The organism is Vibrio sp. R11-SG3-ISO3-SZ, from assembly GCF_059834345.1.
Window position 1 is genome coordinate 1 of the sequence record NZ_JCBDGX010000172.1, and the last position, 12,691, is coordinate 12,691.

A 12,691-nucleotide genomic window follows, 5' to 3' on the forward strand; every position below is an offset into this window, starting at 1 on the left:
ATCAACTGCTGCGCAGACCAACTGAATGCGCCATAAGTCAACATTGCCCCTTTCGGTAGACCCGATGTCCCTGATGTATACACCAGCGACATTAACTTATCATCGCAGTGCTCGGCACGAAAATCCGTTGGAGCATGCTGCGCCATTAAGTCGTTGAACTGATGTTGGCACTTTGGCGCAGTGTCATAGGGCAGCGCGATAGTGATCAAGCCTGCTTGACCATCAATTACTTCCTGAGTGGCGCCAGCATCATCGAGTTTGCCGCCAATCAGAGCTTTACTTTCACTATGGGTCACACAGTATTCAATCGTGTCAGCACCGGCGGTCGGGAAGATGGGCACGCTGACAAAATCGCCCAACATCATCGCCAAGTCACAAATGAACCACTCGGCGCAGTTTTTCGATACCAGTGCGACTTTGTCACGTGGTTTAAGACCTAGCGCTTGCAGTGCTGAGACTAATCTGAGCGCTTTGTCTGCAACCTCGGCGTAAGTGTATTCGACAAACTGGCGGTTGATGATCTGTTTTAGATAGACCTGATTAGGGCGTTCCTCTGCCCATTTCAAAATCATCTCGTTCGGTGGGGGGAGAGCACAGGACGGTTTGCGTAACTCGTTAGGCTGAATCATTCTCTAACTCCGTGTTATTGGCAAATGGGTACATTATTTTTATTGTTAACAGCTTGTTAACTTTAGCATGTAAATGAAAAGTGAGTGAAGCGAATCCTAGGGGGCAAACTGGTAAGATGTGATGAAACAGAGGATTTCAAGGTGAAGCGAACGGTGTAGATGTGAGCCGTCTGGCATTGTGTTGTATGTAGCGATACATTTGCGAGCGCTTTGCACGCTCGCAAACCCTGTGAGAACGACTAGAGGGTCAGGTGGCCGACCACCGCGCCTAAAAGCATAAAGAGCACCACCATCCATACAATCGGTAGTTTGTATTGTTTCATCAAGTAAATACCGAGCACGACGAGCGCCAGATCCACCGAAGATAAAACCGCGCTACTAAACACAGGTTGATACAAGGCCGCCAACAATAATCCCACCACGGCGGCATTCACGCCTTGCAACGCGCCTGACACGGCGGGCCTTTGCGCCAACGATTGCCAGTTTTTCAGTACGCCTAAGAGCAGCAGAAACCCGGGTAAGAAGACCGCGAGGGTGGCCAGTAGAGCCCCAAAAATCGGCGCGTTCGGCAGTAAGGCGTAGCCGATGTAAGTGGCAAACGTGAACATCGGACCCGGGACGGCTTGTGCGGCGGCGTACCCGGTGAGGAAGAGATCTTGTGACAGCCTATCACCGACCAACTCTTGCAGCAGTGGCAGAACCACATGACCGCCACCAAAAACCAAACTACCCGCTTGGAAAAAGTCATTAAATAGCTGCAATGCATCAGAACGTGCTGCGACTAAGGGTAAACCCATGAACAGCACAGCAAAAAATGCGAGAGGCCATAGGCTTGGAGTAAAGGCACTCGGCGGCGTTGACGTTTCGCGGCCTAAGAACTTTACGCCAATCGCAGCGGCCAGCAACAAAACCATCACTTGGGTGACAATGCTCGGCATAACGAGCAGTGCGATCGCAGTCGCCACGCAGAGGCTGACGCTTAGGCGAGTTTGGCAGAAGTTCTTGTACATCCCTAAGGTGGCATCGGCGACCACAACCACTGCCAGTAACTTCAGTCCGTGGACGATATGTTGAAACAACGTGGCATCGGTGACTTGGCTGCTGACCAATGCGAGCGCCAACATGATCACGATAGAGGGGGTGGTAAAGCCGATAAAGGCGGCAAGGGCACCAAGCAATCCGCCTTTTTTGTAGCCTAACGCGAAGCCGACTTGGCTTGAACCTGGGCCGGGTAGAAACTGACTGAGCGCGACGATTTGCGCGTATTCCTCATCACTGAGCCATCGGCGTTTTTTTACAAAGGTATGACGAAAATAACCGATATGGGCGGCAGGGCCACCAAAGCTAATCCAGCCTAGCCAAAAGAAGGTTTTGAAAATCGCTAGCATTGCTCAACGCATCCTTAGTGTGATTGAAAAACAAGGCATTATAGAGAGAGGAAGGTTGGCCTTGTCAGTAAGGGCGTCATGGTCTCAATGGAATATGTCACTTTTATGACAAAGATTGGCACTGAAAAGCTCAGTAACAAATTGGGTGAGTGAATACGAGTGACAAAGAGAGGGGATAACAAACAAGGCCAGCCAAAGGGCTGACCTGTTCAACGTGAGGAGTTAAAACGCCTTACTCTATGCGAATGCCTTGGCCATCGAATAGGTGACAATCGCTCTGTTTGCAGCTTAGCGCCATAGTTTGGAATTTAGTGACCTCTTGATCGCCAGGTAGGTGTACTTTGAACCCATCAACGCCACAAGATTGACCAAACATGTAGGTGCTGTTGCCCAACCGTTCGACTACTTCACTTTGGAACTCAATCTGCACTGGGTTGTCATTGTTGATCTCTAAATGTTCAGGACGAATACCGAGAGTGACTTTATCGCCAGCGTGCAGTGCGCGCTGCACCGCGGGCAGATGGAATACCTTGCCGTCTTGACTTACCAAGGTCAGGCCAGAGCTATTGGCTTGCTCGACTTGGGTTGGAATGAAGTTCATTTTCGGTGAGCCGATGAAGCCAGCAACAAATTCGTTTTGCGGTTTGTGGTAGAGCTCTAGCGGCGAGCCCACCTGCTCAACACGACCATCGCGCAGGACGACGATTTTATCGGCGAGCGTCATGGCTTCGACTTGATCGTGCGTTACGTAGATCATGGTGTTTTGCAGATCTTGATGCAGCTTGGCGATTTGCAGACGCATGTCGACGCGCAGTTCTGCATCGAGGTTGGAGAGGGGCTCATCAAAAAGGAACACTTTGGGGTTACGTACAATGGCGCGGCCAATAGCGACACGCTGACGCTGACCGCCAGAGAGCTCTTTTGGTTTACGCTGCAACAAGTGATCAAGCTGTAGCGTTTTCGCCGCGCCGTTCACTTGCTTGTCGATGTACTCTTTAGGGTGACCGTTCATTTTCAGGCCAAAGCCCATATTCTCTTCAACAGTCATATGAGGGTAGAGGGCGTAAGATTGGAATACCATCGCCACGCCTCGCTCGGCAGGATCAACGTCATTGACGATGTGGTTGTCGATACTGATTTCGCCTTCGGTGATCTCTTCTAAACCAGCCACAAGACGAAGCAGGGTCGATTTACCACAACCGGATGGTCCAACAAAAACCACAAACTCTCCATTGTCGATCTCAAGATCCACACCATGGATGGTTTGAACGTCACCGAAACGCTTGATGACTTTCTTTAAGCTGATGTCAGCCATAAATACTCCTTGCCCATATGGCTTAAAAATTTCGTTTTATGAGCGAATGCGCTCGTTTAACGTGAGTTGTTTTTTGTTTCTGTCTAAAACATACGCTTTTCCGCGATTTTTGTTAGTTGCTCAATGGCAATAGTTGATCCTTGTCATGGTTTTTGGAGGAAAATAGGTGAATTTTGTGGAAACGTTTACAAAATCAATTTCTCTCCCTATATAAAATAAAGTGGATGGCTAATATGTATTCGTAGATGCGATAAAACTTCATCTTTTGGTTTCTTTTTGTCTACTTTATATAAGTGAAACTTTAACGAACAGAAACGACGAGATGTGACAAGGAGTCACACAAAATGGAGCAATCTGTGAAAACGATATACCCAGAAAATCGTCTCCCCTCAGCCAGACGTAAATCTCGGGTGAGTGCCAAGCTCTCCCCTTGGCTGTTTTTAGCGCCTGCGATGGCGATTTTTGCCGTTTATGTTATCTATCCGATTCTAGACAGTATTTGGCTCAGTTTCTTTGAATGGGATGGGCTAGGTGAAAAAACATGGGTCGGCCTAGACAACTATCGTGAGTTGTTTGATTCCGATGCGTTTTACACCTCATTGAAAAACAACTTCCTTTGGCTAGTGTTCTTTATGCTCGCCCCGCCGATTGGTTTAGCGATCGCGCTCTTTCTTAACCAACAGGTGAGAGGGATTCGTGTTGTTAAATCGCTGTTCTTCTTCCCCTTTGTTATTTCGCAAGTGGTCGTCGGTTTGGTGTTTGCTTGGTTCTATGACCCGTCGTTTGGCTTGTTCAATATTGTGTTGGGTGGTCTCGGTTTCGAGCCGGTTTCTATTTTGGCCAACGAAGATTACGTCACCTACGGCATCATTGCCGCCGGTCTGTGGCCGCAGATTTCTTACTGCATGATTTTGTACCTCACGGGGTTGAACAACTTGGACCCAGAGCAGCTTGAAGCGGCGCGTCTTGACGGTGCGAAAAAGTGGCGCATGTTGTGGTACGTGGTGTTGCCGCAGCTTCGCCCTGCGACCTTCATTGCGATTGTGGTCACCGTGATTGGTGCGCTGCGCTCATTTGACTTGGTTGCCACCATGACAGCCGGTGGCCCGTGGGGCAGCTCGACGGTATTGGCTTACCAGATGTATGAAGAGTCCATTTTTAACTACCGAATGGGTTATGGCGCGGCAGTTTCCGTTGTGTTGTTCCTCATCATGGATGTGTATATCGCGTACTTCTTATGGCGTATGTTGAGGAGTGAAAAATAATGTACCCACAACCGATTCAAAAATCTGGCCGTTTTGTCAATATCAGCTATCGCGTCGCGTTGCCACTGTCGATCGTGATGTGGTTACTGCCATTGATTGCGGTGATGATGACCTCGATTCGCTCGATAGAAGACATCAACACTGGTAATTACTGGGGCTGGCCAAGCGAAATCCAGTTTCTCGAAAACTACACTCAAGTCTTTACCTCAACCGCAATGGGCCAATACCTGATCAACAGTTTGATGATCACTTTGCCTGCGGTTGCCGGGGCGGTGGCGCTGTCAACGTTGGCGGGCTTTGCTTTGGCGAAGTACAACTTCAAGGCGAACATCTGGATCTTCGCGATGTTCATCGCGGGTAACTTTGTACCCTTCCAGATCCTGATGATCCCAGTGCGCGATTTGACCATCAGCTTTGGTCTCTACGACACCCATTGGGCGCTTATTTTCTTCCATATCGCGTTTCAAGCCGGATTTTGTACCTTGTTTATGCGCAATTTCATCGTCGGTATTCCGGATGCCTTGATTGAAGCCGCGCGCGTGGAAGGGGTCACCGAATGGAAGATCTTCTGGCACGTAGTATTGCCCTTGGTTCGCCCAGCATTAGCGGCGTTGGCGGTGCTGGTTTTCACCTTCATCTGGAACGACTTCTTCTGGGCATTGGTCTTAGTGCAAAGTGATGAAGTCCGTCCGGTTACTGCGGGGCTTAGCTCACTGCAAGGTCAGTGGCTGGCGTCTTGGCAGCTGATGTCGGCAGGCGCGATCGTTGCGGCGATTCCACCTGTGGTGCTGTTTTTTACCATGCAGCGTCATTTCATCGCCGGCTTAACCCTAGGTGCGACCAAAGGATAATAGGATCAACAAATTGCTGGTGGGCGAAACCCCCATTTGGCTCACCAGCAGGTCTATGCAGTAACAGACTCTACACAGCAACAAAACAATAAATTGGACCAAGAGCCTTAGGCTCAATAACAAGGACCTGAATATGAAATACGTGAAACACCTTGCTGCTACCGCAATACTCGGTGCAACTCTTTCGACATCCGCATGGGCAGGCACTTTGGTGATCAACTCTGACGCCTCAGACCCTGCACCTAAAGAGGCGTGGGCTGAAATCATCAAGCGATTTGAGCAAGAGTACCCGGATGTCACAGTCAAATATAACCTCTACGATCATGAAGCGTACAAAACGACCATCCGCAACTGGTTGGTCACTTCGCCGCCGGATGTGGTGTTCTGGTATGCGGGTAACCGTATGAAAACCTTCGTTGATCGTGGCCTGTTTGAAGATGTGAGTGACATCTGGACAGACAACAACATGAAGCAAGACTTCACCGCTTCGGCGCCCGCGATGACGGTCAACGGCAAGCAATACGGTGTGCCTTACACTTATTACCAATGGGGTATCTACTACCGCCAAGACATCTTTGAGCAGTACGGTATTGCTGAGCCAAAAACGTGGGACGATCTACTTAAAGCCTCGGCGACATTGAAAGAGAATGGCGTGGCACCGTTCACCATCGGTACTAAATATCTTTGGACGGCGGCGGGTTGGTTTGATTACATCAACTTACGTACCAACGGCCTCGATTTCCATATCCAGTTGATGGACGGCAAAGTGCCTTACACCGATGAGCGAGTGAAGAAAACCTTCGCGAACTGGGCACAGTTGGTGGAGCCTGGTTATTTCCTAGAAAACCATGCGTCTTACTCTTGGCAAGAGGCGCAGCCGTTCCTCTACAACGGTCAGGCGGCGATGTATCTGATGGGTAACTTCATTACCCCTAACTTCCCGAAAGAGTTGGATGGCAAAATGGGCTTCTTCCAATTCCCGGTGATCGACCCTTCGGTTCCGATGGCGGAAGACGCGCCGATGGATACGATTCACATCCCATCAAAAGCGAAAAACAAAGAAGACGCACGTAAGTTCCTTCAGTTTGTCGCTCGTGCGGAAAACCAGCAATTGATCAACGAGATGTTGTTGCAGATCCCAACTAACAACAAAGCGAAAGCGAAAGCGGATCCGTTCCTAGACAAAGGGGTGGAAATGCTGGCGAACGCGGAAGGTACGGCGCAGTTCTATGACCGAGATACCGATCCTGCAATGGCGAAAGAAGGGATGAAGGGTTTCCAAGAGTTCATGGTTCACCCTGATCGCATCGACGACATTTTGCAAAAACTGGATAAGGTCAGCAAACGCACCTTCAAATAAGGTTTTGATACGCTGACGGCGAGTCTATTCCCCTGTACATAGACCTGCCATAGTCAGCCGACTGAGCGCACTGCTCCACTCGTGGCCTCTCGAGTCAGTGCGCTCTTTTTTATCACTGAGATTAAGAGTGTTGTTATGAGAACTTTTGCCGATATTCTGGCAGCGCGAGAGTGGGAAAATCATCACGTCACCCACCATCATGTTCTGCCCGCACATGCCCCTTTCCATGCTTACCAAAACGAAGACGATGCCTTGCAAGGGAGAGGGTCTGCCCAGCAAATGTGCTTGAATGGTCAATGGCAGTTTATGCTGTTCTCGGCGCCGAGTGAGGTGCCAGAAGCGTGTATTGAGAAAAGTTTTGATGACAGCGCTTGGTCGCCAATCACGGTGCCATCCAACTGGCAGTTACAGCCGCAGGTTGACGATCGGCCAATTTACACCAATGTGAAATATCCGTTTGCGGACACGCCGCCAATCGTACCTAAGCACAATCCGACCGGCGTTTATCGCACCACGTTTGAGGTGTCGCCACAGCCCAATGAGTTAACGTGGATCACCTTTGATGGCGTCAACAGTGCCTTTCACCTGTGGTGCAATGGTGTGTGGGTCGGTTATTCGCAAGATGCCCGTTTGCCCGCCGAATTTGATTTAACGCCTTATCTTCAGGAGGGACGCAACCAGTTGACGGTCATGGTGATGCGTTGGTGCGACGGTTCCTACTTGGAAGATCAAGATATGTGGTGGCTAAGCGGCATTTTCCGTGATGTCACCTTAACCCGAAAACCGCGACTGCACATTCAAGATGTGGAGATTCGCACTGAGTTGGCGCTAGGGTTTCACCAGGCCACGCTTGGTGTGACGACCACTTTATCGCAAAAAGAGGTCGCCAATCGCGTACGTGTGCGTCTGTTTGATGACAAAAAGCAGCTGGTCGCAGAGCAAGTCAGCACGGCCGGATTACAGTTTGTCGATGAAAAAGGGCCGTGGAGCGATAAAGCGCAACATGCCCTTGACGTTCAAACGCCGATACTGTGGAGCGCAGAGCGCCCTTACTTGTATCGGGCCGTTGTCAGCTTGCTTGATGAGTATGACACGGTGATAGATTGTGAGGCGTATTCGGTCGGTTTTCGTGAGGTACGTATTGAGCACGGTCAGCTGAAAGTGAATGGCGAAGCGGTGCTCATCCGCGGCGTCAATCGTCATGAGCATCATCCAGAGCTTGGTCATGTGATGGCAAGAGAAGATATGCTCCGCGACGTCCAACTGCTCAAGCAGAACAATTTCAATGCGGTACGTACCGCGCATTATCCAAACCATCCTCTGTGGTATCAACTTTGCGATGAGTATGGTCTCTATGTGGTGGATGAAGCCAACCTTGAAACCCACGGCCAGTTTCCGATGTGCCGCTTGTCCGACGACAGTGAATGGCTACCGGCCTACCTGCGCCGTATCACTCGGCTGGTGGAGCGCGATAAGAACCATGCGTGTGTCATCATTTGGTCGCTTGGCAACGAGTCGGGGATCGGGAATAACCATCATGCGATGTATCAATGGGTCAAACAGCGTGACCCTTCTCGACCTGTCCAATATGAAGGCGGCGGCGCGATGACCGCCGCGACCGACATCCTATGTCCGATGTACGCACGGGTCGATTGGGATCTGCCAGTCGTGAAGCATCAACCACAGGTCACGCCGCGTGTCGGGATTCGTAAATCCATTGCACTGCCTGATGAGACGCGCCCCCTGATTTTATGTGAATACGCTCATGCGATGGGTAACAGCCTCGGCAGCTTTACCCACTACTGGCAAGCGTTTCGAGATAACCCGCGCTTGCAAGGGGGATTCATTTGGGATTGGGTCGATCAAGGTCTAACTAAGATAGCGCCGGATGGCCAAACGTATTGGGCTTATGGCGGGGATTTTGGTGATGAAATTAATGATCGTCAGTTTTGCATTAATGGTCTGCTATTCCCGGATAGAAGCGCGCATCCCACCCTGCAGGAAGTCAAAAAAGCGCAGCAGTTTTACCAGTTCCGCCTGCTATCGACTCAGCCACTAGTGATCGAGGTAGAGAGTGAGTACCTGTTTAGCACCAGTGACAACGAGATACTTGATTGGAGTGTCACTTGTGAAGGAGAGGTGCTGCACCGTGGTCAGCTTGATCTCAATTTGGCGGCAAAATCGACGCAAAGCGTAACCTTGAGCGAGCAGCCCATCAGCAGTGGTCGCTGCGCCCCGTATTACCTCAACCTAGAGGTGCGCCTTCGTCAAGAGACCGCTTGGGCAAGCGCCGGCCATGTGACCGCCATCGAGCAACTGGAACTCTCAGTTGAAACGGCGCTACCGAGCCCGAACATCAAGCCTGTTGGCGCTATCAATACCTCTGACAGCGCAAAAGCCTTGCTGGTCTACAGTGATGATTTTGCGCTCGAGTTTGACAAATCAATAGGCGCGATCGGCAGTTGGAAAGTCAACGACAGCGAAAAGCTGACCGCACCGATCATCGATAACTTCTACCGGGCTCCACTTGATAATGATATTGGCACCAGTGAAGCCAACAAGCTCGACCCCAATTCTTGGTTTGCGCGTTGGCAGTCGATAGGGCTCGATTCATTGACCCGAGAGCTTGAGCAGTTTGAATGGTATCAAGCTGAGCAAGGAGTTGTGGTGGTGAGTCAGCAGCGTTATTCCCATCAAGGTAAGGCGCTGATTCGCTCGACGTGGCGCTATACGGTGGCCAGTGATGGCTGTGTGAGTTTGGATGTCGATGTGACGCTTGCTCAGCATCTACCCCCACTGCCGCGTATCGGTTTAGAGGTGGCGTTGTACGATGGCGAGCATCACGAGTCTATAGAACAGGTCTCTTGGCTGGGCCGCGGCCCACATGAGAACTATCCGGACCGATTAGCCTCTGCGCACATTGGACGCTATCAACAATCGCTGGATGCGATGCACACGCCGTACATTTTCCCAAGCGATAACGGCTTGCGCTGTGATGTCACGCAGGCCAAAGTAGGTGAGTTGCTCATCGAGGGGCAATTTCATTTTGCCGTCAGTCGCTACAGTTTGCGCAACTTAGCCAGTGCCAAACATACGCACGAGTTAACCAAAGGGGACACCTGTTACGTGCGAATTGATGGTGCGCATATGGGCGTGGGCGGTGACGATTCGTGGACGCCTAGCGTGCATCAGGCTTATCTTCTGAGTGATAAACGCTATCGCTATCAGGTGACACTGTCGTTGAGCAACGCTCAAGCTGACGAGGTGTAGGGGATAAATATGAATAGGGATAGCGAGCGCTATCCCTGTTGTTTAACGACGGTCTGGTTACTGATGACAAATGGTCGATCACTGAAGGGTGTAGCGTGTCCACACTTTTGAGCGCCAGCGCCTTGCCATGATGATGCCGCGACACCACTCGTCGAGTGCAATCGCCATCCAGGCACCGAGCACGCCATAGCCCCAGTAGACGCCAAACACATAGCTCATACCGACCCCGAATCCCCACATACTGATGATGCCCATTTTGACTGGGAATTTGATATCGCCAGCCGCTTTGAGCGCCGAGATAAAGATGAGGTTAAAGACTCGCCCTGCTTCGAGCACGATCGAACCGGCAATCAAGGTCGCGGTTAGGGCGGCGATCTCCGGCTCTGTAGTAAAGAGCGCGATGATGGGATCGCTCAGCAAGTAGACGATGACCGTCAACAGCGTCGAGACGCAAAAGCCAACCACAAAATACTTTTGCACTAGAGACAAAATCGAGTCAATCCAACCGCGGCCTATGTAGTAGCCCGCTTGAATCTGACTGCCTTGCCCGAGGGCAAGCGCAAAGGCAAAGGAGAGGCGAGCGATGTTCTGTGCGTAGGTGAAGGCGGCCAATGAGGCAGTACCCATCTGGACGATAAAAAAGGTGATGCAGATTTGCGCCATGTTGTAAGAGAGCACTTCTCCGGCATTCATGGCACCAATTTTGATGATGCGTGAGTAGATAACGCGAGGGATGGCTCGGTACTCGGCAAAAGGTATCTCGATGCCAGAGCGTTTAACCGCCGCCCAGAGGATCACGGTGCTGAGCACCTGACTGACGACAGTGGCAATCGCCACCCCTTGCACCCCATAGACCGGCAAGCCAAAAGGCTGATAAAGGGCGATGTAGTTACCGATGATATTGAGCACGCCGCACACCAAGTTGACCACCATCGGAGAGCGGGAAAAGCCGTTACTGCGCAAAATAGTGGTCAGCACGATGCCGAGGGTGACGTTAAAAGTCATCGCGCCGCTGATCAGCAGGTACTCTTGGGCGTACTGTTCGACCTGAGCTTCTAATCCATAGAGCGGCAGAAACGCGTAAGCGCCCCAGATAGACAGTCCACTCAGGCAGATACCGACGAGGGTAGAAAGAAAAATACTGGCGACGCTAACATGGGCGGAATCTTGTACACGGCCTGAACCATTGTATTGCGCAATCAAAATACCCGTGCCGCTGCTGACCATCGACGAGACGATGATCAAAAAGAACGAGAGTTGAGAGATGACGCCCACCGCCGAAACGGCTTTATCAGAGAAACCACTGAGCATGAAGACATCGCTGGTATTGAGCGCTGTTCGCAGCAAGATCTCGACAAATAGCGGCCATGTGAGCGCGACGATCTTCATGCGTTTATCTATCGTATTTGGCATGGGTGGTCCTAACTGTGGTGCCCCGTTGGCGAGTTTGCAAGGTGCGGTAGGGCTGGCAAAGGCAAAGTCGCAAATTGTCCGGTGCTGGGCTGGATATGCAAATCAGTTTCTTCGTTATGATTCTTACTTGATGAGAAAATGTCCATAATTTTTCGCTTCTGTGAAAACGTTTCACAAAGTTTAGTTAGGGATTGTGACCTTAATAGAGATATTGATGGCTTTGGCTTCCTTAGCCTTATGCCCTCTTTCTGATGGGCTAAAGAAAAGGGTCGGATAGCAGTCAAATCCATTATCGGTGAGTAATTTGTGGAAACGTTTACACAATGAGAAATTGATCACGGAAACTAGGCGCAAATGATTGCTAGACTTTTGAGCAAGCAGAGTCATTTCTGAGCGATTGCGAACCAGAGCGAGGCAAACAGTGAAAGTATTAGTAACGGGTGGAATGGGTTACATCGGTAGCCATACATGTGTACAGATGATCGAAGCAGGCATGGAGCCTGTGATTATCGACAACCTCTGCAATGCCAATCAAGAAGTGTTGAACCGTATTGAAGCGCTCACCAAGGTGAAGCCGATTTTTCATCAAGGTGATGTGCGCGATGAGGCGTTTCTCGATGGTGTTTTTGCTCAGCATGACATTGCCGCCGTGATTCATTTTGCCGGATTGAAAGCGGTCGGGGAGTCGGTAGCCAAGCCACTCGAATACTATGACAACAACGTGAATGGCTCCTTGGTGTTGGCGCGCTGCATGCGTAAAGCGGGCGTGAAAAGCTTAGTGTTTAGCTCTTCCGCGACTGTGTATGGCGACCCGGCTAGCGTTCCGATCACCGAAGAGTCACCGACAGGCGCGACGACCAACCCATACGGTCGCAGTAAGTACATGGTCGAGCAGTGCTTATCGGATCTCTTTGCGGCGGAAAACGATTGGAGCATTACCTTGCTGCGCTATTTCAATCCGGTCGGCGCCCATCCATCAGGCTCAATGGGAGAGGACCCACAAGGCATTCCAAATAATTTGATGCCTTTTATCGCTCAAGTTGCGGTGGGGCGGCGAGAGAAATTGTCGGTCTTTGGCAGTGACTACCCAACACCCGATGGCACCGGAGTGCGTGACTACATTCATGTGATGGATTTAGCGGATGGGCACATCGCAGCGTTGAAGTCGGTAGGCGCGCGCGCTGGGTTGCACATTTTTAA

Annotated in this window: 9 protein-coding genes; 5 read left to right on the forward strand and 4 right to left on the reverse strand. The window is 50.8% G+C overall.

Annotated elements, in window-relative coordinates; all coding sequences use genetic code 11:
• The 3 genes from AC6R1O_RS18325 to AC6R1O_RS18335 form a co-directional block, all read right to left on the reverse strand.
• Positions 1 to 629, reverse strand: a 629-nt coding sequence (locus AC6R1O_RS18325; RefSeq protein ID WP_500657584.1) for an AMP-binding protein, incomplete at its 3' end; no start/stop codon positions are given.
• 239 nt (positions 630 to 868) lie between these two features.
• The gene (chrA, locus tag AC6R1O_RS18330; protein WP_500633028.1) at positions 869 to 2,017 is read right to left on the reverse strand and encodes a chromate efflux transporter; all 1,149 of its coding nucleotides are present in this window, start codon (positions 2,015 to 2,017) and stop codon (positions 869 to 871) included.
• 232 nt (positions 2,018 to 2,249) lie between these two features.
• On the reverse strand, positions 2,250 to 3,332 hold the full coding sequence (locus tag AC6R1O_RS18335) for an ABC transporter ATP-binding protein (RefSeq protein ID WP_500631708.1): 1,083 nt from the start codon (positions 3,330 to 3,332) through the stop codon (positions 2,250 to 2,252).
• Positions 3,333 to 3,676: 344 nt separating this feature from the next.
• Here AC6R1O_RS18335 and AC6R1O_RS18340 point away from each other — a divergent pair, with 344 nt between their 5' ends.
• From AC6R1O_RS18340 to AC6R1O_RS18355, 4 genes are all read left to right on the forward strand, one after another.
• Positions 3,677 to 4,597: a carbohydrate ABC transporter permease gene (locus AC6R1O_RS18340; protein ID WP_487901735.1), complete on the forward strand. Its 921-nt coding sequence runs from the start codon at positions 3,677 to 3,679 to the stop codon at positions 4,595 to 4,597.
• Entirely contained in the window at positions 4,597 to 5,448 is an 852-nt protein-coding gene (locus AC6R1O_RS18345) for a carbohydrate ABC transporter permease (RefSeq protein ID WP_334551427.1), read from the forward strand. Before AC6R1O_RS18340 ends, AC6R1O_RS18345 begins: the two co-directional genes overlap by 1 nt.
• Before the next feature lie 133 nt (positions 5,449 to 5,581).
• A complete protein-coding gene (locus AC6R1O_RS18350) occupies positions 5,582 to 6,808 on the forward strand; it encodes an ABC transporter substrate-binding protein (protein ID WP_487901734.1) in 1,227 nt (408 codons plus the stop codon).
• Positions 6,809 to 6,943: 135 nt separating this feature from the next.
• Positions 6,944 to 10,078, forward strand: coding sequence for a beta-galactosidase (locus tag AC6R1O_RS18355; protein WP_500657585.1), 3,135 nt, complete (start codon positions 6,944 to 6,946; stop codon positions 10,076 to 10,078).
• 78 nt (positions 10,079 to 10,156) lie between these two features.
• Here the strand turns inward: AC6R1O_RS18355 and AC6R1O_RS18360 are convergent, their stop codons facing one another.
• The gene (locus AC6R1O_RS18360; RefSeq protein WP_500657586.1) at positions 10,157 to 11,491 is read right to left on the reverse strand and encodes an MATE family efflux transporter; all 1,335 of its coding nucleotides are present in this window, start codon (positions 11,489 to 11,491) and stop codon (positions 10,157 to 10,159) included.
• A 421-nt stretch (positions 11,492 to 11,912) separates the two neighbouring features.
• Between AC6R1O_RS18360 and galE the strand changes: the two genes are divergently transcribed.
• Positions 11,913 to 12,691, forward strand: a 779-nt coding sequence (gene galE / locus AC6R1O_RS18365; protein ID WP_500657587.1) for a UDP-glucose 4-epimerase GalE, incomplete at its 3' end; no start/stop codon positions are given.

What these genes read in the sequence shown, in the direction of transcription:
- AC6R1O_RS18340 (WP_487901735.1), top strand. Translation starts at nt 3,677, where the DNA reads ATGGAGCAATCTGTGAAAACGATATACCCAGAAAATCGTCTCCCCTCA.
- AC6R1O_RS18335 (WP_500631708.1), bottom strand. Translation starts at nt 3,332, where the DNA reads ATGGCTGACATCAGCTTAAAGAAAGTCATCAAGCGTTTCGGTGACGTT.
- AC6R1O_RS18360 (WP_500657586.1), bottom strand. Translation starts at nt 11,491, where the DNA reads ATGCCAAATACGATAGATAAACGCATGAAGATCGTCGCGCTCACATGG.
- chrA (WP_500633028.1), bottom strand. Translation starts at nt 2,017, where the DNA reads ATGCTAGCGATTTTCAAAACCTTCTTTTGGCTAGGCTGGATTAGCTTT.
- AC6R1O_RS18350 (WP_487901734.1), top strand. Translation starts at nt 5,582, where the DNA reads ATGAAATACGTGAAACACCTTGCTGCTACCGCAATACTCGGTGCAACT.
- AC6R1O_RS18355 (WP_500657585.1), top strand. Translation starts at nt 6,944, where the DNA reads ATGAGAACTTTTGCCGATATTCTGGCAGCGCGAGAGTGGGAAAATCAT.
- AC6R1O_RS18345 (WP_334551427.1), top strand. Translation starts at nt 4,597, where the DNA reads ATGTACCCACAACCGATTCAAAAATCTGGCCGTTTTGTCAATATCAGC.